This is a genomic window from Capnocytophaga haemolytica (assembly GCF_001553545.1).
Lineage (GTDB): Bacteria > Bacteroidota > Bacteroidia > Flavobacteriales > Flavobacteriaceae > Capnocytophaga > Capnocytophaga haemolytica.
Map to the genome: position 1 here is coordinate 2,322,650 of NZ_CP014227.1, position 25,498 is coordinate 2,348,147.

A 25,498-nucleotide genomic window follows, 5' to 3' on the forward strand; every position below is an offset into this window, starting at 1 on the left:
TTTATCTAAGAATAGTAATGGTTCCTTTTTCGTCGGCATCTCCACCTTTAATAGTATAGATGTATATCAGTGCGCGGTTGCCTAAATCCTTAAAAGTATTCTCATTAGGCCAGTTATTCTGGTAATTGGTGGTCGAAAGCACCTCTTTACCCTCTGGCGAATAGATCGTCACCTTTATATTAGGACTGATGTATTTTTCAGGGATCTCCCACGTGTCATTGATGCCATCGCCGTTAGGAGTAACGATGTTAGGCAGCTTATCAACCGTGTAGATCTTGATTTCAAACGGCAACTCGTTGGTTCCTGCCGATGGGCACGAATCTTCCTTGAGAACATAGCTGCCAGCCATATCCTCTGAAGTTATTTCAAGGATACTGCCGTATTTCATCGAGTTATCCGATTGTTTTACCCACACAAACTTATTTCCACCGAGGGCTTCTAACTTTTGCCCGACTTTCAGCTGAAGTGTGCGCTCACGTTGCGAACTTGACTGATGAATTGTCACCGAAGCCGTAGCGGAGACGATACGGATCTTCAAACCGCCAGCCACGTACTTCGCCACCTTAATATGAGCGCGCTTAGGGCATCCGCCGTTGTTGATTTCTAGATAATACTCAGCTGTTTTGGTAACCACAAGGCTATAAGTCTCGTTGCCCACAGGAGTATCGTTGGTATAGTTAGAACTTGTCACTTCATACCATTGATAAGAGTAGCTATCGGCAGCCGAAGCCTCAGGGTCGAAGCTCGTAGGAGCTACTGTAAGGGTAAGAGTTCCTCCTTCACATAAGTAAACCGTTCCTTTGGTGCCTTCTGGAGTTGAGACCTCAAAATCAGGAATAGGCTCGAATGATATCGTCTTAGGAGTAGATGTTTTCACAAGAGTGCCATACTTCACATTTATTGCATATTGAGCGGCATCGGCATTGCCCGCACGAGGCACAACAAGCTGACGTGATGTAGCACCTGCTATGTCATTGCCGTCTTTCGTCCACTGCAGGGTAAAATATTGGAAGTCGCTCTTGTTTACCTCCACTTTATCGCCGCTGGTAAGCTCTACTACGATTTTTTGCAGCTCCAAAGTAGTTTGCTGGCGCGTTTCGCAATCTGTAGAAGGCAAAGTCTTCATTTTCACCTCTGCAATCTTATTAATCTCCTCGTAATACACAGGTCCTAACTCAATCGACTTTCCTGCACAATCACCCGTATCAGTAAGCTTCACTTGATAGATCCCTGCCGAAGTAATATTCAACTGAGCACTTGTTTCGCCAGTAAGCACATTGCCATCCTTTTTCCACTCAATAGTAGGTGTCGCCATACGATACGAGACCGCTAAAGACGTTGCTTTTGTCGGGAAGAAGATTTCTTTGGTATTTACTGCAGGGTTAAACTCCGCTGACACAGCTCTTTTGAGCACTACCAACAAGTTAGATGTCGCAGGGCAACCACTGCCACTTGAGCCAGCTGCCACATAGTAAACCCCCGAAGCATTCGTATTATATGAAGTCATCCCCATGCCTTGCGCCACTTTCACATTGTCTTTATACCAAGTATAGGTAGCTGCTGGCGTAGCGCCTGTGGTAACTGTAAGGGTCACTGTATCATCACAGAACTCAAGGTTAGCAGCCCCACCGTTGATCTTCAAAGCATCGGTATTTACCAATTGTAAATCCAATTCATTCGATTCAGGAATCGCAGGAAAGCCCGTAGCACCCACCTTAAGTCGGTATAAGCCATTCTGAGTGGCACTTGTACGCTCTAAATCCTCAGTAGTAGCACCTGCTACATCAGTAAAGGTACTCCCTGAGCCACCGTTATATTGCCATTGAAAAGTAAATGAAGAGTAATCTGCAGGGTCAATAGTAAGCTCAGAAGCTCCCGCTGTAGCCACTATTTTATCCACAGTTAGGGTTATTTTATCATAGGTGCAGTGTTGATAAGCAGTCTTCATCTTAGCAGAAACCTTAAAAGAACTCGGTGCTTTGATCTCGTACTCAGCTGTAGCCGAACCCGCACAAGATCCCGACTGGCTTACCTCTACTTTATATTTACCTGCTGCTGTCGCCTGATAAGTAGCTGCTGTTGCTCCTGTGATTTCTGTTCCATCCTTAAACCACTTATAAGTAGGTGTCTGAGCCGTAGTTTCAGCGGTGAGTGTCTTCTGCTTCCCTGGCATAATCACATCACCACTATCTGACTTAATTGAAGCAGTAAACCCATCTTTATGTTTGATCTCCACCTCATTGGAACGAGAAGTACAGCTCCCTCCGCTACCTGTATCTATCTCTACCGAATATTTACCCGCAGCGTTATTAGGTGCTGAAACCGTATAAGTATTCTGCCCTGTAGTCTCACCAATCTTAGTACCATTGCGTAGCCACGTATATTTATAGGAAGGGTCGCTCAGGTTTGCGGTAAGTGTAAAACTCTCTGAGCTACAAATTTCAGTAGCTGATGCACTCAGGTTCACCGTTGAAGCTCCTCCCACAGTAACTACCACATTATTAGATCGTGTAGTGTACGAACCCGAACAGCGTCCGTATTCCACCTCAACATAATACGTACCTGCCGCACTGACTGTATACTTGGAGGTTGTCGCACCAGCAATCAACACATTATCCTTATACCAGCGATAAGCTCCAGCAGTTGAAGGCTGTGCTGCCAGCTCTTTACTATGTCCAGGACAAAGAGATACATTTGCCACTCGCCCATTGAGCACCAATGGAGAGGTAACACTCGCATAATACGCCTCAAACTCTTCACCTCCTCCAGCATCTTTTACAATGATCTCTTTGGCTGGATTCGTACTACGTACGCGAATTCTATACTTCTTCCCCGATGTATTGGCAGGAAATGATATATTAACAGATACTTCTGGGGCAATATTTTGATTTGTTATCTCTTTCAATACCACAGGGTTGGCAAAGCTGCCATTAGCATTTGAAAGTTCTACATAAAATTTATTAGTTGCCTCTGGCCAAGGAGGTTGCCAACGGAATTTAATATTGAAGCTATTAAAATCCGATCTTGCACAAGCAAAATTGAAAGGTCTTGTCGCAGTAGCAAATCCTTGCGTCTGTGCCTGTACCATCATATTGGTAAAAAGCATTAAGAACAACAAAACCAATCGGTTAAAAACTAATTTTACTTTCATTTCACAAAAATCTTTTTATTAAACATTGCTAGAAACATTTGTCTTCTCGACACTATATGCGATACAAAAGTACAAAAAATATCCATAACAAAAACATTACGTATTTATTTTTTACACAAATACACTACTTTTCTTAAAAAAACATCTCATTTTTAACATTTTTAAAATTATCATATTTACTATAAAATCAGATAATAAATAAATATATAATCATATAAAATATATAAAACTTTAAAAAATAAAAATTATATCAAATTTTATAAAAATAAATAAATGAGAAATAAAGACTTTTAAAGAAATGTTAATTAAGAAAATTTTAAGAAATAAAATAATTCATTTTCTACAATAAAACAGAAATCTACCTACCAAAAAAAGCAAAATACATTTTCCATTAACAAAAAACAGTTATCCCCTATTAAACAAGAATATAAATTACACTCATAACATAAACTATCTCAGCCAAAAAGCAAAAAGTAAATATTAAATTCTTTAATTCATTATCCCATTATCTAAAAAAAATGTATCTTTGCCACGATTTTATAACCAAACTCAGATAGATGATGAACACAATAACAAAAACTAACTTTAAGTTTCCTAAACAAAAATCTGTTTATAGAGGAAAGGTACGTGATATATACACACTGAAAGACAACACCTTAATAATGATTGCTACCGACCGCATCTCTGCCTTTGATGTGGTGCTGCCTAAGGGTATCCCCTATAAGGGGCAAATACTAAACCAAATAGCAACTCGTGCACTTCAAGAAACCGAAGACATTGTTCCTAACTGGCTTATTGCCACTCCCGATCCCAATGTATCTATTGGTCAATTATGTGAGCCTTTTAAGGTAGAAATGGTTATCCGAGGATATTTAGCAGGACACGCAGCACGAGTTTACAAAGATGGTAAGCGCATTTTAGCAGGAGTACCCCTCCCTGAGGGCTTACAGGAAAATGACCTTTTCCCACAACACCCCATCATCACACCTTCTACAAAGGCTGAAAACGGGCTCCACGATGAAGATATTTCTCGAGAAGACCTTATCCGAAAAGGAATTATCAGTGAAAAGGATTATAGCCAGATAGAGAAATACACCTACGCTCTCTTTGCACGCGGCACCGAAATAGCCAAGAAAAAAGGACTATTATTAGTAGACACTAAATACGAATTTGGGAAAACAGCTGATGGTACCATTGTCCTTATCGACGAAATTCACACTCCAGACTCCTCTCGCTATTTCTATGCTGAGGGTTATGAAGAACGTCAAGAAAATGGAGAGCCTCAAAAGCAACTCTCAAAGGAATTTGTACGTCAGTGGTTGCTATCACAAGGTTTCCACGGAAAGAAAGGGCAAAAAGCCCCTGAGATGAGCGATACCTTTGTTGCTTCTGTATCCGATCGCTATATCGAACTCTATGAGCGAATTATGGGTGAACGCTTCCTCCCTGCTGACACTTCAGATATTGAATATCGTATCCATGAGAATATTATGAATTATTTACGATAGGGAGATGAAACACGAACTATATCTCTCATTAGGAAGCAACCTTGGCAACCGCATAGGCTATCTGCAACAAGCCTTAGACGCTATCTACGAGCGCATTGGCGATACTTTGCTGGTAGCCCCTCTATATGAAACCCCTGCGTGGGGGTTCAGTGGAGAGCCATTTCTCAACACCTGCGTAAAAGTAGCTACTATCCTTACACCTGCACAGGTATTGCGTCAATTGCTTACTATTGAACAACTCTTTGGGCGTAAACGAAACCAATCCGCTCAAGGCTACCAATCGCGAACCATAGATATTGATATATTGCTTTATGATGATGAGATAATCCTTGACACAGACCTAACTGTGCCCCATCCAAAGATGCTACATCGGAAGTTTGTGCTTGTACCTCTTACTGCAATTGCTGGAGAAAAAGCACATCCAATATCCCATAAAACTATCAGAGAATTAGCGGCTACTACCAACGATACTTCCGATATTCACGAGTTGAAAGAACACTTAACAAACCCAATGGAGCGATCACCTTTTCTTCACTATAAATACATTGCCATTGAGGGAAATATAGGTTCTGGTAAGACAACTTTATCAACAATGATAGCCGAAGATTTTAACGCAAAACTCATCTTAGAGCAATTCTCTGATAATCCTTTCTTGCCAAAGTTTTACGAAGAACCTGATCGTTATGGCCTACAACTTGAGATGTCTTTTCTCTTAGAGCGCTACCAGCAGATGTCTGGTCAGCTCACACAAACCGATCTCTTCAAAGAGTTTGTGGTCTCCGACTACGACATCTTCAAGTCACTCATATTCTCACAAATCAATCTTGATGAGGATGATTTTATGCTTTACCGAAAGTTCTTCTACACTCTTTACAGTCAGATTATTAAACCTGACGTTTACGTATTTCTTTACCAGAATACTGATAGACTTTTGGAAAACATCAAAAAGCGCGGGCGTGATTATGAGCAAAACATCTCACCTAACTATTTAAAGAAAATCCATTCAGGCTACTTGGATTTCATACAAAAGAACGTGAACATCAACTCGTTAATTATTGATGTTACTGAATTAGATTTCGTTAAATACCCTTCCGACTACAACTTGATTATTGACCAAATACGAGCGCATAAGTCTATCATTAAAAAATAAGGAAGTAAGAACTACTTCCCAAAATCTAAATATTTCCCCGTATAACTCTTCTTATTCTTTGCTATCTCCTCAGGCGTACCCTGAGCAATGACTTCACCGCCCCTGTCGCCGCCGTCTTGCCCTAAGTCGATGACGTAGTCGGCACTCTTTATCATCTCTACATTGTGCTCGATAACCACCACCGAATGCCCTTTCTCAATCAGGGCTTGCAGCGATTGCAGCAGCTTGCGTATGTCGTGGAAGTGCAGCCCTGTGGTAGGCTCGTCAAAGATAAAGAGCACTTTCTCCTTGCTATCCGATTTCGAGAGAAAGGACGCCAGCTTAATGCGCTGTGCCTCACCTCCTGAGAGTGTTGAGGAGGATTGCCCGAGTGTTACGTACCCCAACCCTACATCTTGCAGAGGTTTGAGCTTAGCGGCTATCTTAGGCTGAGCATTTGTCGCAAAAAACGCTACCGCCTCGTCAATGGTAGTATTCAGCAGCTCATCGATGTTCTTTCCGCCAAAGGTTACTTCCAGTACTTCCTTCTTAAAACGCTTGCCGCCGCACGCCTCGCAGGTGAGGTGCACATCTGCCATAAATTGCATCTCAACGGTGATCTCCCCCTCGCCTTTGCACACCTCACAACGCCCTCCATCGATGTTGAACGAGAAGTGCTTTGCCTGAAAGCCCCTGAGTTTCGAGAGCTTTTGGCTGGCGTAGAGTGCCCGTATATCGTCATACGCCTTGATGTAGGTGATAGGGTTCGAACGGGTCGATTTGCCAATGGGGTTCTGGTCTACAAACTCCACCGATTGCAATTGCTTATATTTGCCTTCTATACGCGTAAACTGCCCTATCTTCTCCCCGCCCAAGTCCAGCTCCTTTTGCAGGGCTGGGTAGAGTATTTTCTTCACCAAGGTCGATTTACCACTGCCCGAGACGCCCGTAACCACAGTGAGCATATCCAGCGGGAAAGTAACGTCTATATTCTTTAAGTTATTCTCACGGCAGCCTACCAACGTGATGTAATGGGGCGAGTTGCGCCGCTCGGTGGGTACTTCTATCTTCATCCGACCGCTGAGATACTGCCCTGTGAGGCTATCGGCTTTCAGGAGCGTATCGTACGTGCCTTCTGCCACTACCTCACCACCGTGCACACCTGCCTCAGGACCAATATCGATGATGTAATCCGCAGCCTTCATTATGTCGGCATCGTGCTCCACTACCACCACCGTATTGCCCAAGTCGCGCAGGGATTGGAGCACCCCGATGAGCTTCTCGGTGTCCTTAGGGTGCAGTCCAATGCTGGGCTCGTCTAAGATATACATCGAGCCTACGAGGCTACTACCCAGCGATGTAGCCAAGTTAATACGCTGGCTCTCGCCTCCTGATAGGCTATTCGACTTGCGGTTGAGCGTGAGGTAACCCAGCCCCACATCGAGCAGGAACTGTATGCGGTTATTGATTTCCACCAATAGCCGCTTGGCCACTTCCCGTTCGTAATCGGTGAGTGCTATGGTCTTAAAGAACTGTTGCAGCTCCTCAATGGAGATTTCCACCAAGTCGGAAATGCTCTTCCCGTTGATTTTCACATAGTCTGCTTCGGGGCGCAAGCGGCGTCCGTGGCAGGCATCGCAACGCGTCTTACCGCGATAGCGCGCCAAGAGCACGCGGTTCTGTATCTTATAGCTCTTCTCTTCGAGTTCCTTGAAGAAGTCCGTAAGCCCCGTAAAATACTCATTACCCTTCCATACGAGTCGCTTTTGGGCAGCGGTGAGCTCATACCAAGGCTTGTGTATCGGAAAATCGAATTTATAGGCATTATTCACCAATTGGTCTTTAAACCAACCCATAGTCTCGCCGCGCCAAGGGTAGATACAGCCCTCATATACCGATAGCCCCGTGTTAGGGACAATCAGTTCCTCGTCTAAGCCTATCGTATCGCCATAGCCCTCGCACTTGGGGCAAGCCCCATAAGGATTGTTAAAGCTAAACAGATGCACATTAGGCTCTAAAAAGGTGATGCCGTCTGCCTCAAACTTATTGCTAAAATGCAGCACCTTCCCCGTACCGACCTCCTGTAGGGCGCACTCGCCTTTGCCCTCAAAGAAAGCCGTATCCACCGCGTCTGCCAAGCGATGCGCAAAGTCCTCAGTGTGCGACACTACCACGCGGTCTACCACTAAAGCAAAGTCGCCTTCCACTTCGGGCAGCTCCTCATCGATGCGCAGCACCTCACCGCGGTACAAGATGCGCACATAGCCCTGCTGCAAAAGCAATTGCAGTGCCTGCTGGGGCGTACGCCCATCGGGCAAATGTATAGGGGCGAGCAGCAGCAGCTTTTCCCGCTCTGGGTAAGCGAGTACCACATCTACCACATCGCTCACGCTGTGCCGCTTCACCTCCTGTCCCGAGACGGGCGAGTAGGTCTTGCCAATGCGCGCAAAGAGCAGTTTGAGGTAGTCGTATACCTCCGTGGAGGTGCCCACCGTAGAGCGCGGATTCGAGGTATTGACCTTCTGCTCGATGGCTATGGCAGGGGCAATCCCCACGATATTGTCTACCTTGGGCTTATCGAGCCGCCCGAGGAACTGTCGTGCATACGAAGAAAGGCTCTCCACATAGCGGCGTTGCCCCTCAGCATAGAGCGTATCAAACGCCAAAGACGACTTCCCACTACCCGACAAGCCCGTGATTACCACGAGTTTATTACGCGGAATACCCACGGTTATATCTTTCAAATTGTGCAACTTAGCACCCTTTATCAGTATCTCTTTTGTCTTCATTACGGGTGCAAAGGTACGGCTTTTTAGCATTATGGCAATAGCTTTATTTGCATAAAAGTTCAAAAACAGCAAAAGCCCACCTACTACACAGCAAAAGAGCAGGCTTAACACCTGCTCTATAATAAATTGTTTTCCTATGTATGTACTTACAAACTATTCTCCTTCGTAAACTTCACTATCTCTGAGATATGTCCGAATGCTACCCCAACAACCGTGTCAGCAGCTCCGTAGTATACGGCTACTTTGTCTTCCTCAATAGAGTGCAGTGCTGCGCAAGGGAATACTACGTTAGGCACATCGCCGGTAGTTTCGTAGAGAGTGGCAGGCGCCAAGAGGTAAGGCTGTGTACGAGCGATTACCTTGCTTGGATCGTTGAGGTCTAATAGTGCAGCCCCCATAGAGTAGCGGAAACCATTGCAAGTGTTGATTACACCGTGATAGAACAATAGCCAACCATCTTTTGTTTTGATAGGCACAGCACCAGCACCAATCTTAGTGCACTGCCAAGCACTGTCGATAAAAGGCGTTACCTTCATCACACAGCGGTGCTCGCCCCAGTACTTCATATCAGGACTATAGCTGATGAAAATATCCCCAAAAGGCGTATGCCCGTTGTCGCTTGGGCGGCTGAGCATTGCGTACTTGCCGTCAATCTTCTCAGGGAAAAGCACCCCATTGCGGTTAAAAGGCAAAAAGGCATTCTCACATTGGAAAAACTCCTTAAAGTCAAAGGTATAGGCAATACCTATGGTCGGACCGCAATAGCCGTTGCACCACGTTACCCAATAGCGGTCTTCGATGAAGGTTACACGTGGGTCGTACTTGTATTCGGAGTACAAAAAATCGGTGTTACCGCCCTTCATTACGATAGGCTCATGATTGATATCCCAATGGATACCATCCTTGCTAAAGCCTGCAAAGATATTCATCTGCACGGCCTTGTTATCGCAGCGGAATACCCCTGCAAAGCCGTCTTTAAAAGGCACTACGGCACTGTTAAAGATGCTGTTAGAGGTAGGTATGTCATAACGGTTGATAATGGGGTTCTCACTGTAGCGCCATAGCACGTCGCTACAACCAGCAGGTCGCTCCTGCCAAGGAATTGTACTCATTCTTTCTTTTATATAAAATTGTTAATTTTAGGTGTGAGGTCTGAGGTCTGAGGTATGGAGTTAGGTATGAGGCTCAGACCTCTCTCAAAATAATTTCTGTAATATAACTGATTTGCTCAGCATCTAACTCAGTGTGCATTGGCAGCGAAATCACTTCCTGCACGAGGCGATTGGTTACCACAAAGTCGGCCTCGTTGTAGCGTGGTGAGGTATACGCTTTTTGCGCGTGCAGCGGTATCGGGTAATAAATCCCGAAAGGCACACCCGCCTCAGTGAACGCCTTCGCTAAGGCATCGCGCTTGCCGTTTACAATGCGCAAGGTATATTGATGGAATACGTGGTCGTAACCCGCTGCTGTTACAGGGGTGATAACGCCCGCTTTGCCACTGAGGGCAGCCGTGTATTGGCGTGCAGCCTCTTGGCGGCGTTGGTTATAGCTATCCAAATGAGGCAACTTAGCAGAGAGCACCGCTGCCTGCAACGAGTCGAGGCGCGAGTTTACCCCTACCACATCGTGGTGGTAACGCTCGTACATACCGTGGTTTACAATGCCGCGCAAGGTGTATGCCAGCTCATCGTCGTTGGTGAAGATAGCCCCACCATCGCCATAACAACCGAGGTTCTTTGAAGGGAAGAAAGACGTAGCCCCTACGTTGCCAATCGTGCCTACTTTCTGCTTATGTCCGTCAGCGAAAGTGTACTCCGCGCCGATCGCCTGCGCATTATCCTCAATTACAAAGAGGTTGTGCTTCTTAGCTACCGCCATTATCGCCTCCATATTTGCAGGTTGCCCAAAGAGGTGCACGGGCACGATCGCCTTAGTCTTGGGGGTGATAGCGCGCTCGATGGCTTCCACATTGATATTGAACGTATCGTCATAAACGTCTACCAGCACAGGGGTGAGCTTCAGTAGGGCAATCACCTCAACGGTAGCCGCAAAAGTAAAATCGGCAGTGATAACCTCATCGCCCTCTTTGAGCCCTAAGCCCATCATAGCGATTTGCAGCGCATCGGTGCCATTAGCACAAGGGATGACGTGCTTTACGCCCATATACGCTTCAAGCTCCCTCTGGAAGCTATGCACCTTCGGTCCGTTGATAAACGCCGTAGTGCTCAGGATTTCCTCAAACGAAGCCTGCACTTGTGGCTTAATGGCTTCGTACTGACCGTGAAGGTCAACCATTTGTATCTTTTTCATCGTATAATTAATTTATTAAGGTTGTAGGCTTTAGGTATCAGGCTTTAGCCCTGACGCCTTAAGCCTGATACCTAAAGCCTTATTGTTCTATTCCGCCGCAAAAGTACAAAATAATGCCTAATGTGCAATGTTTACTATCTATTTTTTTGCCGTGCACTTATCGCTACCCCAAATGTGGAACTGGCTATCAGCACAATATACACCAAGGTTACCGCCAACCCCCAACCTGCGAACCGTGCTCGCATCACTGCACACATCTCTCCTTGTGTATGTAGGGCTTCCCACAAGTTCACTGTGGCAAACGCCACAAAGCCCACTGCCAACAGCCCCACACTGAGCACTACCGCTGCGCTGCCTAATGGCATCTCCCGTCCGCGCATTGCCCATAAGTACAAGGTCTGCACGGCAATGCCTATCCAGCCCATTACTACCAGCATAAAAAGCTGCTCGCTGAGGTCATAGCTCACTGGGCATTCACTCCACATATCGCTGTACTTTGCATCTAATGCCAAACTGAGCACTCCCAGCAGTCCAAAGAGCAATAAGCCTATCAAACCCACTGCAAGTCCTATAATTTTTGCTACCTTCAACATTTGATTTTTTACTGAATGTTCTTATCCTTAGGGTATTTTAGTTTGTAGCTTAGGCGGTAGGTTTTGGAAGCTCCTGCTGCAAGTGTTACCTCCCAAGTAAGGATATGTGTTTCGGGGTCTATGGTGGCTTTGCTGCTCTCAAGTAGCTCCACAGTGATGTCCTTCTCGGTAGATACGGGATATTGATCTTTGAGTACCAAGGTGATAGGCTCTTTCTTGTTGTTGCGCACCTTCAGGTCGTAAGTAAAGGTCTGCTCCTTATAGCCCGAGAGGAATTTAGACTGCGACTTATCTTGCACCACCTCGCGCTTTACGCTTACCTTCTTATCCGCACCAAGCGTTAGGTGTATCTCCTCGCCCGTCTGCTGAGGGTCGATGTAGGTGCGCCCTACGTAAGTGTTTTCAAAGACTACATTCGCATCGCCAGGCAGGAGATTGTACTGCGCATAGTCCTTCACAGAGGCTACCAAGTACACCTGCCCATCTATGCGCGGTGCGGCATAGTACTTGTAGGTGGCAGGTAGCGATGCCTCTTGTAGGGATACGCTGTGGGGTTTGCCATTGCCGAGGATGTCGTAGGGCAAGCTGATGTCGAATTGCACATTGAGCGTGCCCTCACTCAGCTCGGTGTAGTCTCCTACCGAGCTTTCAGCCAGCTCAACCTCTTTTGATTCTTTTATAGCCATATCCGCTTCCACTGCTACGCGTGCTCTATAGGAACCCATTGGTGCTCTATTTTCCATTACGTAAACATCGTTGCCGCCATATCCCAAAAACCACGCGTTGAGCACAGGGAAACTGTTGCTCTTGTTGGGGTTGCCGCTGGTGAGGCTGAGTTTTACGCCACGCCAATCGATGCCCGTCTGTTGGGTTACGTCTGCCTTGTAGAGCAATTGCAGAGGATCGCTCACCTTAGTGGCGCGCAGCTCGTAGAAGGGCGTCCAGCTGGCAGCCATTGAGAGGTAACTCAGCTTGAAGTCCACCCGTTGCGCAATAGGCGAAGAGAGCATCAAGATGACTTTGCCTTGTGAAGTGCGATCGCCCTTGTCTTCCTCGCTGGTCAATCGCGATTCCAATTGCTTTTTGGTCTCTCTTAGCTGCTTCTGGCGTTTATCAATAGCGTTGATACTATTGAGCAAGGCAGTACGCTTATGAGTGTAATAATCCACCACTTTGGCAAGCTGCTCTTGGCTTACCCCTGTGTTGCCACCGATCTGCTGGTTCTTATCGAGTAGCGTTACTGCCTGTCGCTCACTTTCGCGCTGGTTGCTGAGCTTCTCAAGTTGCTCACTGAGCAGGGTGATACTATCGCGTACGCGCCTGAGGGCAGGAGCTTCCTTATCGCCTCCGTACTCACTGACGTACCTATTAGTGAACTGAGCCGAGAGCACCACCACGTCCTTGGGCACCATCACACGGATAGTCTCCTCTGAAAGACTGTTGGCTACATTCTTGATCACCACCTCGCTGGTGCCTTTTGGCAGTGCCACAGCTCCCGCGTGGGTGAGCATTACCCCGCGATTGTAGACCGTAGCCTCAGTAACCTTAGCGGTAGTAAAAAATCGTTGTTGTGCAAATGCCCCCACAGAGGAGAGCATGAGTGCTGCTAAGAGTATATTCTTTTTCATCGTAATAACAGTATTTTTGTATGTCTATCCCAAAAAGCGTGCCAAGAGGCTACCCCAAACGCCAATAGCCTTTTATCAGTATTGATTGTGAAGTTTATGATCCCACAGCAATTCCCAGCGAGAGGCGTTTACAGTATCGTGTTTTTCGAGATATATGCTTATAGGGTAAGCGAGTTCTAATACCTTATTTGAGAATTGCCCACATCTACTAAGACATTGCCCATTCTTAAGTAGCGTAAAGTCAAAACCGATATGCCCGCAAGTGGGTGGTAAGCTACCACAATCAAAGTCCTTGCCGTCTGCCCAAATAGAGTCAAGCGTATGAAAAAGAAAATCAGTATCGTGGCTCAAGCGTACATCCTCAATATAGCCCAGAGGAAAGATTTTGCGGGGACTTTCCCATCCTTTGGGAGCTCCTGCCTCAAGAGACTCAATAAGGTCAAACCTCAAAGTCGAAGTGGTATTGTGCACTAACACAGAGCGATTCGCAAAATCAACAGTAATGCTATGTGAAGGCACACGGCGATCAGACCATACATTGAAAATCATCACACGGTCGTCTACCTTAGGCGGCTCTTGCTTAGGGGTATTGCAGGCAATAAAGGCAAGGGCTATAAAAAAATATACGTATCTCATAACAAACTTGGTTTACCTATATAGGGCAAAAAGTATGCCAAAGAAACACGTCCTGCCGTCTATATTGATAAATAAAGCCAAGATAAAGCCGAGACAAAGCCAAGATAAAGCCGAGACAAAGCCAAGATAAAGCCGAGATAAAGCCGAGATGGTAAAAGGATAGTAAGAAGATAGTAAGAGGATAGTAAGAAGATAAGCGGATTTTAATAGAATAAATACCTATTTCTCAATAGGTTACAAAAGAAGAATTTTTAGTAATAAGAAGTGAGAAGCAAGTAGTCAGCCCATACCTAAAACCTGACGCCTCAAGTCTAAAACCCAAATGCAAAAGTACATATAAAAACCTAAACTACAAAAAAATTAGGCATTAATCATTAAAAATTAATCATTAATTACTATCTTTGCACTTCAATACAAAGCGATATGAAATACATTAGCTTATTTTGCACGTTTTTATGTACATCGTTGGGCAACAGTCAGATAACCATCAGTGGGGCACTTAAAAATGCAGATGGTACCCCTATAAAGAACGCACAAGTGTGGGTGGTAGGCAGTCTTAATAGTGCGATTACCGATGCCCAAGGGCGGTATTCCCTTGAGGTGCAGCAGTGGGATGTAGTGCAATTCCCTATGAGCTGGGGAAAATACTTCTTTGTAGAGAAGGCAACCCCCAAGCAGCGTATCGACCTCCCTGCGGACAAAGCTAAACTCAGAGCAGATGATATAGAGGGCGTTGTGGTGCGGGTTGATTTCTCCCTTGATGGGCAGCCCTGTGCTAAAAAGGATTTTTTAGCCCGCCAAACCCAAGGGAAAGTCTACTGCTACTGCCTTGTGATTGGAACAGGAAAAGAACCACACCTAAGCACCTATTTGAAAGGACCTTACCATTACCTTGTAGATGCCTACACTCAGCAGGGCTGGGCAGTGTATTCAAAATATAAGAGCGACTTGGACAAAAAGGAATATACATTGCTCCTAAAGCCTGACGCCTCAACCCTAAAGCTTAAATAAAAATGCGAACACTTATTCAACGGGTAACCCGCGCCTCAGTAACCATTGCGGGGCAAGAGACAGCCGCTATTGGCAAAGGCCTCTTAGTGCTGGTAGGCATTGAGGATGCCGACACCATAGACGATGTGCGCTACCTCTCACAGAAGATCACCTCCCTGCGCATCTTTGACGACTCAGCAGGGGTAATGAACCTATCCCTTAAAGACATCAGCGGCGAGCTATGTGTCGTATCGCAGTTTACGCTGCACGCTTCCACAAGGCGCGGCAACCGCCCCAGCTATATACGCGCCGCCCGCCCCGAGGTAGCCGTGCCGCTCTATGAGGCGTTTATTGCGCAGCTCACTGCCGACTTGGGCAGACCTGTACAAACAGGCACTTTTGGGGCGATGATGCAAGTGGCTCTCTGCAATGATGGTCCCGTAACGATATGGATGGATAGCAAGGAGAGGAGTTAGGAGTTAGGAAAGTAGGAGTTAGGAGTTAGAAAAGTAGAAGAATAGAATAAGATGATTGTAATAAAAGAAGAGCTGTCCTTAGCGGAGCTGCTTTCTCACGTGGAGGGGGCAGCAGCTTATCAATGGTGCATAGTAGAGCTTGAAGGAATGGGCTATCAGCAACCTCTATGGGGCTTTGAGGATAAGGTGAATGCTACCACCACAGGGCTTACGGTCTGCTTTCAGCAATTGCAAATCCTCTCTGCTAATGTACGGCAGCTGATATGGCTTACACTGATTGGTGATAAGGGAGCCATTGAACCCGTAGCCCCTTACACTGAGGCTTATGAGGCATATCTGAAAGCACGTTATGCCTTCCATATCACTTTTGTGGATGGAGCGTATTGGGAAATAGAAGGAAAAGAGGCTTATAAATTACAGCATTTGGGTTTAAAAGTATGATTATGGAAATAAACGAACGAACTTCTCGCAATCGCTTATTAATAGCCATCATTGCAACGCATTGGCTACTGGGGTTTATCTTCTGGACAAGGGTGATGGATCGTAGTAATGCAGCAATGGCAATGCTCTATGGACTGATAACAACGGCATTCTATTGGTGGTATTTTAGGCGATATGACCTTATGTACTATGATACTAAGAGGCAAGTCAAGTTATTTTTTGTCAGTACAATAGTGATCGCGGGGCTGTGCTCTTTCATAATGGGGCTTCCTCTATGGCGCATAGCTCTCAATCCTCTGAGTGCCTTTGTGGCAATCTTGAGCGGAGGAGGCTTAATTATTATGTTGATGATAGGTGTTTTTATAGTCAAAGTAATCCCATTCGCGTTGCTGATAGCCTTTATCAATTACCTATGGATACAGTATTTTAAATCAAAAACTAAATAACAATGAAAAAGATAACCTTACTCATTACAGTGCTTATGAGCCTGACGCTCAGTGCTCAGATTACAGTAAAAGGGAGATACATTGATGGGAATAAAAAGCCCATAAGCGGGGCAAAGGTATGGGTAGAAGGGAAGACTATTTCAACAACTACGGATGAGAAAGGTAATTTCTCCCTTAAAGCTGAACGTTGGGACACAGTGATTTTTGGGGAAATAGGCTCTTTTCATATCATAAGTGATAATGCTTCACCGCTGAAATTTATCTTTATAACTGACAGAGATCCCAATCTCTCTATTGCAGTTACTACTGATTTCTTTATTGATGGAGAAAAGGTATCCAAAGTTGACTTTATCAATGCTGAAAAAGAGAAGCACTTATTTAAATACAGAGAAACTATTGCAGAAGACGAGAGCTCTTCGGAAGAAAAATACAATGTGCAAATAGAGGCTTATACGAAGCAGCTATGGAGAGAAGCTACCCAAGAAATGGATAAAAACCATAGAAGAGAGTTCAAACGTATTAACCCTATTCCGTGGAGCAATTATGTCGCATTAACAGTGACATTATTAGTGATTTCGTTAGTTACATAAATAAAACCAAAAACTAAATAACAATGAAAAAGATACCCTTACTCATTACGGCACTTATGAGCCTGACGCTCAGTGCGCAACAAGTGCCAACAGACACTAAGGAGGTAAAGACCTCAGTGGATGCCGTTACGGTGTTCAACAACGGCGCACAGATCACGCGCAAGAAGACGGTGCTCTTGCCCAAGGGCGTTACGCAGCTGCGCTTTACCGACCTCTCACCCTATATCAGTGCGGAGAGTATCACCGTGAAGGCTACCACAGGGGTTACGATCCTCTCCGTAAACCACAAAATCAACTTCTTAGATCAGGCGAAAGCAGCTCCTGAATTGGAGCAGCTCAAGAAGGACATCGAGGCAGCAGTGCGCGAGCGAGAGACCGAACTCACGCGCCTTGAGGTCATCAAGGAGAACATCGACCTCCTGCAAAAGAACAAAGACCTCAGTGGCAAGAATAACCCTGTGCAGCTCGGCAACTTGCAGCAGGTGGCGGACTATTACAATCGGCGCCTTACCGAACTCAAGCTCGAGGAGAACAAGCGCAATGAGACACTTGATGCGCTCGAAAAAAGGCTGCGCAATCTCCAAAACCAGAAGACTACCCTTGAGGGCAAAACCAATACGGAACGCGGCGAAATAAGCATTAAGGTCAGTGCCGATGCCGCTAAGAACGTGCCCTTTGAGTTGCGCTACGTAGTGGACAATGCGCGTTGGCAACCGAGCTATGACCTCCGCGCCAGCGACATCAACCAGCCTATCCGATTGGTGTATAAAGCCAGCGTACAGCAGGACACTAAGGAGGATTGGGACAACGTTCACCTCACGCTTTCCTCAGCCGAGCCTACCCTCTCTAATGAAGCCCCTGAGCTCAATCCTTACTACATCGACTATGGGGTGAACCACCCTTCGTTTAAGAACAAGAAGATGGATACGCCATTGCGCTCCCTCAGCGGAATGATACAAGGCATTATAACTGATGGGCAAGGAGAGCCGCTGCCTGGTGTGTCTGTAGTGGTGAAAGGCACTTCCAGAGGAGTCGCTACCGATTTTGATGGGAAGTTCTCTATAAGTACCAATGTTGTGGGTAACAACAATTTAGTAATAAGTTATATTGGCTTTAAAACACAGGTAGTCAGCCCCAAGCCTGTGATGCGTATAGCCTTAAAAGAAGATAATATGCAATTAGAAGAAGTGGTGGTGTCAGGCTATACTGGTAGTAAGAAACGCAGTCGCAAGGAGCGTGACCTCGCCAGAGAAGCTGTCAAAGCTGAAAAGGTAGTAGAAGAAGAGCAGCCTACCGTTGCCCTGAAGACCATCGACACGCCTACCAATGTGCAGTTTAACATCGAGGTGCCTTACACCATAAAGAGCGACAACCAAGTGTATGCCGTAGACATACAGTCGCTTAAAGTGCCTACGCAGTACAAGTATTACACCGTGCCTGCGGCTGAGAAGACGGCTTTCCTGATGGCACAGCTCACCGACTACCGCGCTTACAACCTCTTGGAAGGCGAGGCGAACATCTTCTATGAGGACACTTTCATCGGCAAGACCTCCATTGACCCTAATCAGCTGAGTGATACCCTCAAGATCTCACTCGGTCAGGATAAGAAGGTGGTTGTCAATCGTGAGGCAGTAAAGCAGCTTACCTCGCGCCAAACGCTTGGCAGCAAAGAGGAGACCACCCGCCATTGGAAGACCACCGTACGCAATGCCAAGAGCGAGCCTATACAAATCACCGTGCTCGACCAATTGCCTGTATCGCGCCGCAAAGAGATAGAAGTCATTAACAAAAACGTCTCAGGCGGCAAGCTCAACCCCGACACAGGTGAAATCACTTGGGAACTCACCTTACAACCTTCAGAAAAGAAGGAGTTAGAAGTAGAATACAGCGTAAAATACCCCAAAAACAGACGGGTGGTGATAGAATAATCTATGAAAACGATTTACAATATCATTACGTATATTGCAGGGGTACTACTGCCAATACCTGCGTTGTGGAATAAGAAGTTGCGGCTCTTTGTCGAGGGGCGCAAAGAGGTATTTGCATACCTTAAAAAGCACATCACGGCTGAGGGAAGTTGGGTATGGGTGCACGCAGCATCGCTGGGGGAGTTTGAGCAGGGGCTGCCCGTGATACAAGCCTTGCGCGGGCAGGGCTACAAGGTGCTCGTTACCTTCTTCTCGCCTTCGGGCTATGAGGTGCGCAAGAATAGCCCTGAGGTGGATGCAGTGTGCTATCTGCCCTTAGATACCCCCGCCAACGCCCAGCAATTGGTGGCTATCGTGCAACCCAAGATGGCGTTCTTTGTAAAGTATGAGTTCTGGACGAACTACCTCCACGCACTGAAAGACAACGGTGTACCTACCTATCTTATCTCGGGTATCTTTCGCGAGGGACAGGCGTTCTTTAAGTGGTACGGCGGTTTGCAGCGCGCTTGTCTGCCCTGCTTTACGCACTTCTTTGTGCAAAACACCCTCTCAAAGTCGCTATTAGAACGATTAGGCTACGGGAACGTAACGGTTAGTGGTGATACGCGCTTCGACCGTGTGGCTGCTATTGCTACCCTCGACAATCATTTGGGCTTTATGGAGACCTTTAAGGGCAACAGCCTCTGTGTGGTCTTTGGGAGCTCGTGGCCTGAGGACGAGGCTGTTTACCTGAGCACCATTAACGAGAGCACAGCGGGGACAAAGTTCGTCATTGCACCACACAATATCCACCCAGAGAATATTGCAGCACTGCAAGAGCGCATTACCAAAAGGGTAGGGCGTTACTCCGAAAAAGACAGCATAGACCTCACTGCAATAGACGTGCTTATCTTAGACACGATAGGTATCCTTACCAAGGTCTACGCGTATGCCGATGTGGCTTACGTGGGCGGCGGTATGGCAACAGGACTGCACAACGTCTTGGAGCCAGCGGTCTTTGGCGTGCCTGTGGTTATTGGCAAGCATTATGAGAAGTTTGCCGAGGCAGTGGACTTGGTAGCCTTGGGCGGAGTACGCTCTGTAGACAGCGAGGCAAGTTGCAAAGAGGTGCTTACAGCACTTATTGCAAGCCCTGAGAAATGCCACAGTGTAGGGGCTATTAATGCGCGGTATATCGCTGAGAAGAAAGGAGCAACAGAGAGGATAATGAATAATTTATAAGGGATAATGAAACAGATTGTATTCGTACTTTTTACACTTATAGGGATAAGCACCCACGCACAAATGGATACATACGCCTATAAGCAACGCTTGGAAGGAGTAAAGACTAATACGTGGCACAAGGTCGTATTGCCACAGTCCGTCTATGGCAAACTACAAAGTCCGATGAGCGACATTCGTATCTATGGAGTAGGCAGCAAGGACACGATTGAAGTGCCTTATATAAAAGGTGATATTTACCCCAAATGGCATAAACTTGCTATAGGGAAGCTGCCAGCAACTGTTGAGGCAACTCGCAAAGCACAGCACGAGGATATTGATGCTGCGACCCAGAGCCAAACGGTTGCCTTCACACTGAAAAACGATAAATCATCACAGTGTACTATCCTTACCATCACACTTCCTGAAGCTCTTTATATAGCTAAGATACACATTCAACCTAAGAGTTCTTTTAGCTATTTTCGTAGAATTACCGCTAAAACAACTGATAAGCCCTTAGAGATAGACAATCGATACAAGCAAGTGCTACTCTTTGAGAACAATCTGAGCTCTAAAAGCGATAATACTTTTTACTTTGACGACATTATCACTAATAAAATCGTTCTAACAATAGAAAATAACGATAACCAGCCTCTAAAGTTTGAAGGAATAGACATTTTTACGATCAATTACAAGTTTATTGCACGATTTGCTGAGGCAGATCGTACTTATTATTTGGTGTATGGCAAGGCTGACGATCGCAGTCCACAATATGATATTACGCACTTTGAGAATGAAATCCCTAAAATGCTCACCACGGTGCACTACATAGGCAAGCCCGAACCCATTAAGGTAGCTAAAACCCTCTCCCACCCTACTGCCGAGAAGGAGAAAGATAACAACTACCTCCTTTGGGGCGTAATGGGAGTGATAGTAGCACTTATTTTTATCTTCTCTGTAAAGATGATTCGAAAACCTTAATAATCTTTAGAAATCAATACATTATACTGCTACTTAAAAATTATTTTCAATGTTTGAAGAAAAAAAAGTGCTAAAAATATTAGGTTATCTCAAAAAGTATTTATAATTTAGCCCCCGATTTCAATTATTTATTAACATCTAAACAAAACTAATAATGACAAATTTTGCTAAATTAATTTACGAAGGGAAAGAGTACGAATTCCCAATCGTCGTAGGGACGGAAAACGAGAAAGCCATTAACATTGAAAAATTACGTGCCCTCACAGGCTTAGTAACCCTTGATTCTGGCTACAAAAACACAGGTGCTTGCCAGAGTGCCATCACCTTCTTAGATGGTGAGCAAGGAATCCTGCGTTATCGAGGTTACAACATTGAGGACTTAGCAGCCCACGCTGAATTCTTGGAAGTAGCTTATCTATTAGTATTTGGAGAGCTCCCTACCAAAGAGGAGTACGCACATTTTAAGAAAACAATTCATAAGTACACTTTAGTGCACGAAGAAGTGCGTAAAATCTTAGACGGATTCCCCAAATCAGCACACCCTATGGGGGTATTAGCTTCTATTACCAGCGCACTAACGGCTTTTAACCCTGTGCCAGTAAACGTAGATTGCCCTCACGATGTCTACGAAGCAGTATGTAAAGTGATTGCTAAAGTAACCATTGTAGCTACTTGGGTGTTTCGTAAACGCGAAGGACTGCCTCTGAATTACTATAAAAATGACTTAGGGTATATCGAAAATCTACTGAGAATGCTCTTTGCTATTCCCACAGAACCTTATGATATTAACCCCACTGTAGTCAATGCACTCAACAAGCTCCTTATCCTTCACGGCGACCACGAGCAAAACTGCTCTACCTCAACCGTTCGCTTAGTAGGGAGCTCACACGCTGGTTTATTTGCAAGTATTGCCTCAGGAGTATCAGCCCTCTGGGGAAGGCTGCACGGAGGGGCTAACCAAGCCGTTATTGAGATGCTTGAAGCTATCTATGCTGATGGAGGGGATGTAGATAAGTTCATCGCCAAGGCAAAGGATAAGAACGACCCTTTCCGATTGATGGGCTTCGGGCATCGTGTATACAAAAACTTCGACCCTCGTGCAAGTATCATCAAAGCAGCTGCCGATGATGTGCTACACGCTTTGGGCATTGACGAGCCTATATTCGAGATCGCTAAGCATTTGGAGAAAGTAGCCCTCGAAGACCCTTATTTCAAAGAACGCAACCTCTATCCTAATGTCGACTTTTATTCAGGGATTATCTACCGTGCACTGGGGATGCACGTGGAGATGTTCACCGTGCTCTTTGCTATCGGTCGCCTACCAGGGTGGATAGCCCAATGGAAGGAAATGCGCCAAGGAGGAGAACCCATAGGTCGCCCACGACAGATCTATATAGGAGCTGTACAACGTCCGTATGTAGCACTGAATGAACGCTAAATTTATTTTAAAACACGAACATTGGTATAGGCGAATAGCTTAGTATTAGCTATTTGCCTATATTTTTATATAGTGTAAATACAAAATAATTTGTACTCTCTTATACTGTTTTCAGAAATAATATGTAATTTTGCCGCCATATTTCGCTTTTAAGGGCGATAGGATTGATTATTTATATGCAGAAACCTTTAATATTAATAACCAACGACGACGGCATCACTGCCCCAGGCATTCGCTGCTTAATAGCGATAATGCGTGAGCTGGGCGAGGTAGTTGTAGTAGCCCCCGGCTCGCCTCAAAGCGGCAAAGGGCACGCCGTAACGCTGGATACGACCATCTACTGCGACCCTGTGCAGAGCCCATTGGAAGGCGTGCGGGAGTACGCTTGCAGCGGTACCCCTGCCGACTGCGTGAAGATCGCCAAACACGAGGTGCTCGAAGGGCGGTTGCCCGACCTTTGTGTGAGCGGCATCAACCACGGCTCGAATGCCTCCATCAATGTGATTTACTCAGGCACAATGAGTGCCGCTATTGAGGCTGGTACGGAAGGAATCCCTGCCATAGGCTTTTCGCTCTTGGACGACAGCTGGGAGGCGGACTTCACGCAAGCGCGCGATTTCATTAAGACCATAGCTGAGAAGGTGCTCACCGAAGGATTGCCCAAAGGGGTGGTGCTCAACGTGAATATCCCCGCCTTAAAGCGGGAGGCTATCAAAGGCATACGCGTGTGCCGCTCAGCCCGCGGACGTTGGATAGAGCGGTTTGACAAGCGCACCTCACCACAAGGGCGCGTTTACTATTGGATGACGGGCGAGTTCATCAATAACGACCTTGCAGAAGATACAGACATTTGGGCACTCGACCACGGCTATATTTCGGTGGTACCCGTAGGCTTTGACCTTACGGTACACGAGGCTATTGATACACTTAACACTTGGCAATTATGAACTACAGACTCAAACAACAACTCATAGGGCTGGCAGTAGGGCTGGTGGCAAACGCAATAGGAATTATAATTGCTACGTTGATCCTTTCAAAGTACAGCCTGTGCACAACCCTTGTTGATGCTTATGAGAAGAACTATATAGGCAAGCTCATTGCCCTTGGTGGTATCCTCGACCTTATTGCTTTCTTTTTCTTTATCCGAAGAGATGAGAATGAACGTGCCCGCGGGGTGCTAATGGCTACTTTTATATTGGCGTTTATTACTTTATTGTTACAACTTAAATAATAGGAGGCAGAAGTCAGAGGCCAGAGGTCAGAAAGTGCTGATCTCTGACCCCTGACCTCTGGTCTCTTCAACATTAGAAATGAGACTAAGAGAATATTTTGTTTTTTTGTACCGTATTTTCCTTGTATACGCGTTTTATGCTTTTGCAAGAGGCGTGTTTTTGTACTTTAACAAGGATATGATGGGTGATTACAGCACCTTTAAGCTCTTTTACTATGGATTGGCGTTCGACAACTGCGCGATAATGTACACCAACCTGCTGTTTATACTGCTGAGTTTGCTGCCGCTGTGGGTAAATACTACGCCAAAGTTCCAAAAGGTGGTGTTTTGGAGTTATTTTATCCCCAATACGATTGCGTATGCTACGAACTTCATCGATGTGGCGTATTATCCGTTTAGCAAATCGCGACTCACTACGGGTTCGTTTGCAGTGATTGAGCACGAGCAGAACAAGATGACCCTCTTCTGGACTTTCTTAGGCGAATATTGGTATCTCTTTGTGGGCTTTGCAGGGCTTATTGCCTTGTGGGTGTGGCTGTATAAGAGAGTAGAGATAAGAGAGCAGAGAGCAGAGAACAGAGCACAAAGCTCAAAGCTGGCTTATTTTGGCTGGTCGGCAGTGTGGTTTGTAGGCTTTGGTGTGCTGATAATGATGGCGATACGCGGGGGTGGTTTTACTTCCGATACGCGCCCTATTAATATGCTTGATGCCAGTCGCCACGTAACGGTAACGCCTCAGGCGGATGCAATCCTCAATACGCCTTTCTGCTTGATTAGGAGTCTTGGGAAGAATAAAGGCTTTAAGGAATATCACTTTGTAGATGAGGCATATATACGCGAACATCTCAAGCCTATCAAACAGTATCATCGTCAGGTGAAAGAGAAGCCTAATGTGGTGATATTCATCTTGGAGAGCTTTGGCAGGGAGTATTGGGGCTGTATGAATAAAAACAGAAATATCCCTAACTTTAAGAGCTATACGCCTTTCTTGGACTCGCTTTCGCAGCATTCTTTTATGCTCGACAATGCGTATTGCACGGGGCGTCAGTCAATACACGGAATGTCGTCGATGTTGGCGGGGATACCTTCCTTTCAGGTGGCGTACACCTCATCGCCTTATGTGAAGCAGCCTACACAGTCAATCGTTTCTATTGCCAAGGAGATGGGCTACGACACTTCATTCTTTCACTCCGCACCTAATGGTTCGATGGGCTTCTTGGGCTTCTCGAATATCTTGGGTTTTGACCATTACTATGGCAAGACCGAGTATAACAACGATGCTGATGATGACGGTCGTTGGGGTATTTGGGATGAGCCTTTCTTTCAATATATGTGTAAGACACTCAGCGAGAAACAGCAGCCTTTCTTAGGTACTATCTTTACACTGTCATCACATCACCCTTTTCAAATACCTAAGAAATACGAGGGTAAGTTTGACAAGGGTACGCTACAAATACACCAATGTATTGGCTATACGGATTACTCTCTCAAGCGTTTTTTTGAGTGCGCCAAGCAACAGCCGTGGTTTAAGAATACCATCTTTGCTTTTGTGAACGATCACCCTAACCAGACGTATTACGACCTTTACAAACAGCCAATTACCAATAGGGCGGCAGCGATTATGTTCTACAGTGCCAACCCTGAGTTAGTGCCTACCAAGATGTATTCAGAGATTGCAGAGCAGATTGATATATATCCTTCTTTAGTTGATTTGATGGGCTATAACAAGCCTTTCCGTTCGTGGGGGCGCAGTGTGTTTGCTGATTTGCCTGATGAGAAGCCCAAGGCATACGTAAATGATGCGTTGCTCTATCAGCTCAAACAAGGGAATTACATCTACCAGATGGACGACAAAGGGGTGCTTATAGGCTTATTTGACAAAGATGATGAGGCTCTGAGAAACAACCTTCTCGGCAAGGTGAAGAACGCTGAGGTAACTGAGGCTACCAAAGAGTTGCAAGCCTTTATGCAGGACTATATGGATAGGATACTCAACCATAAGTTAAGTATCAAAAGTCAGTAGTTAGAAATTC

The 25,498-nt window shown here is 45.7% G+C and carries 21 protein-coding genes; 14 read left to right on the forward strand and 7 right to left on the reverse strand.

Translation table 11 applies throughout. From position 1 onward, the window contains the following. Window position 1: 1 nt before the first annotated feature. Window positions 2–3,151: a T9SS type B sorting domain-containing protein gene (locus tag AXF12_RS10320; RefSeq protein ID WP_066430874.1), complete on the reverse strand. Its 3,150-nt coding sequence runs from the start codon at window positions 3,149–3,151 to the stop codon at window positions 2–4. Between the two features lie 560 nt (window positions 3,152–3,711). Between AXF12_RS10320 and AXF12_RS10325 the strand changes: the two genes are divergently transcribed. Both AXF12_RS10325 and folK read left to right on the forward strand, forming a co-directional pair. Next, window positions 3,712–4,659: a phosphoribosylaminoimidazolesuccinocarboxamide synthase gene (locus AXF12_RS10325; RefSeq protein ID WP_066430875.1), complete on the forward strand. Its 948-nt coding sequence runs from the start codon at window positions 3,712–3,714 to the stop codon at window positions 4,657–4,659. Window positions 4,660–4,663: 4 nt separating this feature from the next. Then, window positions 4,664–5,809 (forward strand): 2-amino-4-hydroxy-6-hydroxymethyldihydropteridine diphosphokinase, encoded by a 1,146-nt coding sequence (gene folK, locus AXF12_RS10330; protein WP_066430877.1) that lies wholly within the window; start codon window positions 4,664–4,666, stop codon window positions 5,807–5,809. A gap of 11 nt (window positions 5,810–5,820) precedes the next feature. Here the strand turns inward: folK and uvrA are convergent, their stop codons facing one another. The 6 genes from uvrA to AXF12_RS10360 form a co-directional block, all read right to left on the reverse strand. Beyond that, complete coding sequence (gene uvrA / locus AXF12_RS10335) at window positions 5,821–8,577, reverse strand: excinuclease ABC subunit UvrA (protein ID WP_066431994.1); 2,757 nt, start codon at window positions 8,575–8,577, stop codon at window positions 5,821–5,823. A 146-nt stretch (window positions 8,578–8,723) separates the two neighbouring features. Further along, the gene (locus AXF12_RS10340) at window positions 8,724–9,689 is read right to left on the reverse strand and encodes a glycoside hydrolase family 130 protein (protein ID WP_066430878.1); all 966 of its coding nucleotides are present in this window, start codon (window positions 9,687–9,689) and stop codon (window positions 8,724–8,726) included. Window positions 9,690–9,762: 73 nt separating this feature from the next. After that, window positions 9,763–10,887 (reverse strand): DegT/DnrJ/EryC1/StrS family aminotransferase, encoded by a 1,125-nt coding sequence (locus AXF12_RS10345; RefSeq protein ID WP_066430883.1) that lies wholly within the window; start codon window positions 10,885–10,887, stop codon window positions 9,763–9,765. Between the two features lie 134 nt (window positions 10,888–11,021). Beyond that, on the reverse strand, window positions 11,022–11,480 hold the full coding sequence (locus tag AXF12_RS10350; RefSeq protein ID WP_066430884.1) for a hypothetical protein: 459 nt from the start codon (window positions 11,478–11,480) through the stop codon (window positions 11,022–11,024). 8 nt (window positions 11,481–11,488) lie between these two features. Next, complete coding sequence (locus AXF12_RS10355) at window positions 11,489–13,108, reverse strand: DUF4139 domain-containing protein (protein WP_066430885.1); 1,620 nt, start codon at window positions 13,106–13,108, stop codon at window positions 11,489–11,491. Window positions 13,109–13,183: 75 nt separating this feature from the next. Then, window positions 13,184–13,744: a hypothetical protein gene (locus AXF12_RS10360; protein WP_066430886.1), complete on the reverse strand. Its 561-nt coding sequence runs from the start codon at window positions 13,742–13,744 to the stop codon at window positions 13,184–13,186. A gap of 423 nt (window positions 13,745–14,167) precedes the next feature. On the opposite strand from AXF12_RS10360, the gene AXF12_RS10365 reads away from it, so the two are divergent. From AXF12_RS10365 to AXF12_RS10420, 12 genes are all read left to right on the forward strand, one after another. Beyond that, window positions 14,168–14,755 (forward strand): carboxypeptidase-like regulatory domain-containing protein, encoded by a 588-nt coding sequence (locus AXF12_RS10365; RefSeq protein ID WP_143325040.1) that lies wholly within the window; start codon window positions 14,168–14,170, stop codon window positions 14,753–14,755. A gap of 2 nt (window positions 14,756–14,757) precedes the next feature. After that, window positions 14,758–15,210: a D-aminoacyl-tRNA deacylase gene (dtd, locus tag AXF12_RS10370; RefSeq protein ID WP_066430888.1), complete on the forward strand. Its 453-nt coding sequence runs from the start codon at window positions 14,758–14,760 to the stop codon at window positions 15,208–15,210. A 51-nt stretch (window positions 15,211–15,261) separates the two neighbouring features. Continuing rightward, a complete protein-coding gene (locus AXF12_RS10375) occupies window positions 15,262–15,651 on the forward strand; it encodes a hypothetical protein (RefSeq protein ID WP_143325039.1) in 390 nt (129 codons plus the stop codon). Between the two features lie 2 nt (window positions 15,652–15,653). Continuing rightward, window positions 15,654–16,097 carry a hypothetical protein gene (locus AXF12_RS10380; RefSeq protein ID WP_143325038.1) on the forward strand — a complete coding sequence of 148 codons (444 nt, stop codon included), beginning with the start codon at window positions 15,654–15,656 and terminating at the stop codon, window positions 16,095–16,097. A 2-nt stretch (window positions 16,098–16,099) separates the two neighbouring features. Beyond that, window positions 16,100–16,687, forward strand: coding sequence for a carboxypeptidase-like regulatory domain-containing protein (locus AXF12_RS10385; protein WP_066430899.1), 588 nt, complete (start codon window positions 16,100–16,102; stop codon window positions 16,685–16,687). Window positions 16,688–16,710: 23 nt separating this feature from the next. Further along, window positions 16,711–18,615 carry a DUF4139 domain-containing protein gene (locus AXF12_RS10390; protein ID WP_066430904.1) on the forward strand — a complete coding sequence of 635 codons (1,905 nt, stop codon included), beginning with the start codon at window positions 16,711–16,713 and terminating at the stop codon, window positions 18,613–18,615. Between the two features lie 12 nt (window positions 18,616–18,627). Then, window positions 18,628–19,836, forward strand: coding sequence for a 3-deoxy-D-manno-octulosonic acid transferase (locus AXF12_RS10395; RefSeq protein ID WP_066431997.1), 1,209 nt, complete (start codon window positions 18,628–18,630; stop codon window positions 19,834–19,836). A 6-nt stretch (window positions 19,837–19,842) separates the two neighbouring features. Further along, on the forward strand, window positions 19,843–20,796 hold the full coding sequence (locus AXF12_RS10400; protein ID WP_066430906.1) for a hypothetical protein: 954 nt from the start codon (window positions 19,843–19,845) through the stop codon (window positions 20,794–20,796). Window positions 20,797–20,950: 154 nt separating this feature from the next. Continuing rightward, the gene (locus tag AXF12_RS10405) at window positions 20,951–22,234 is read left to right on the forward strand and encodes a citrate synthase (protein ID WP_066430908.1); all 1,284 of its coding nucleotides are present in this window, start codon (window positions 20,951–20,953) and stop codon (window positions 22,232–22,234) included. A 176-nt stretch (window positions 22,235–22,410) separates the two neighbouring features. Further along, window positions 22,411–23,181, forward strand: a complete 771-nt coding sequence (surE, locus tag AXF12_RS10410; protein WP_066431999.1) for a 5'/3'-nucleotidase SurE — start codon at window positions 22,411–22,413, stop codon at window positions 23,179–23,181. Further along, complete coding sequence (locus AXF12_RS10415) at window positions 23,178–23,465, forward strand: hypothetical protein (protein WP_066430910.1); 288 nt, start codon at window positions 23,178–23,180, stop codon at window positions 23,463–23,465. The genes surE and AXF12_RS10415 overlap by 4 nt, the downstream gene beginning before the upstream one ends. 79 nt (window positions 23,466–23,544) lie before the next feature. Beyond that, window positions 23,545–25,488: an LTA synthase family protein gene (locus tag AXF12_RS10420; RefSeq protein ID WP_066430912.1), complete on the forward strand. Its 1,944-nt coding sequence runs from the start codon at window positions 23,545–23,547 to the stop codon at window positions 25,486–25,488. The last annotated feature ends 10 nt before the right edge of the window (window positions 25,489–25,498 follow it).

Bases quoted from the DNA above. Each gene is read 5' to 3' on its own strand.
- AXF12_RS10320 (WP_066430874.1), bottom strand. From the start codon at position 3,151: ATGAAAGTAAAATTAGTTTTTAACCGATTGGTTTTGTTGTTCTTAATG.
- AXF12_RS10385 (WP_066430899.1), top strand. From the start codon at position 16,100: ATGAAAAAGATAACCTTACTCATTACAGTGCTTATGAGCCTGACGCTC.
- uvrA (WP_066431994.1), bottom strand. From the start codon at position 8,577: ATGAAGACAAAAGAGATACTGATAAAGGGTGCTAAGTTGCACAATTTG.
- AXF12_RS10405 (WP_066430908.1), top strand. From the start codon at position 20,951: ATGACAAATTTTGCTAAATTAATTTACGAAGGGAAAGAGTACGAATTC.
- AXF12_RS10400 (WP_066430906.1), top strand. From the start codon at position 19,843: ATGAAACAGATTGTATTCGTACTTTTTACACTTATAGGGATAAGCACC.
- surE (WP_066431999.1), top strand. From the start codon at position 22,411: ATGCAGAAACCTTTAATATTAATAACCAACGACGACGGCATCACTGCC.
- AXF12_RS10365 (WP_143325040.1), top strand. From the start codon at position 14,168: ATGAAATACATTAGCTTATTTTGCACGTTTTTATGTACATCGTTGGGC.
- AXF12_RS10380 (WP_143325038.1), top strand. From the start codon at position 15,654: ATGGAAATAAACGAACGAACTTCTCGCAATCGCTTATTAATAGCCATC.
- AXF12_RS10375 (WP_143325039.1), top strand. From the start codon at position 15,262: ATGATTGTAATAAAAGAAGAGCTGTCCTTAGCGGAGCTGCTTTCTCAC.
- AXF12_RS10350 (WP_066430884.1), bottom strand. From the start codon at position 11,480: ATGTTGAAGGTAGCAAAAATTATAGGACTTGCAGTGGGTTTGATAGGC.
- AXF12_RS10360 (WP_066430886.1), bottom strand. From the start codon at position 13,744: ATGAGATACGTATATTTTTTTATAGCCCTTGCCTTTATTGCCTGCAAT.
- AXF12_RS10345 (WP_066430883.1), bottom strand. From the start codon at position 10,887: ATGAAAAAGATACAAATGGTTGACCTTCACGGTCAGTACGAAGCCATT.
- AXF12_RS10415 (WP_066430910.1), top strand. From the start codon at position 23,178: ATGAACTACAGACTCAAACAACAACTCATAGGGCTGGCAGTAGGGCTG.
- folK (WP_066430877.1), top strand. From the start codon at position 4,664: ATGAAACACGAACTATATCTCTCATTAGGAAGCAACCTTGGCAACCGC.
- AXF12_RS10325 (WP_066430875.1), top strand. From the start codon at position 3,712: ATGAACACAATAACAAAAACTAACTTTAAGTTTCCTAAACAAAAATCT.
- AXF12_RS10355 (WP_066430885.1), bottom strand. From the start codon at position 13,108: ATGAAAAAGAATATACTCTTAGCAGCACTCATGCTCTCCTCTGTGGGG.
- dtd (WP_066430888.1), top strand. From the start codon at position 14,758: ATGCGAACACTTATTCAACGGGTAACCCGCGCCTCAGTAACCATTGCG.
- AXF12_RS10420 (WP_066430912.1), top strand. From the start codon at position 23,545: ATGAGACTAAGAGAATATTTTGTTTTTTTGTACCGTATTTTCCTTGTA.
- AXF12_RS10340 (WP_066430878.1), bottom strand. From the start codon at position 9,689: ATGAGTACAATTCCTTGGCAGGAGCGACCTGCTGGTTGTAGCGACGTG.
- AXF12_RS10390 (WP_066430904.1), top strand. From the start codon at position 16,711: ATGAAAAAGATACCCTTACTCATTACGGCACTTATGAGCCTGACGCTC.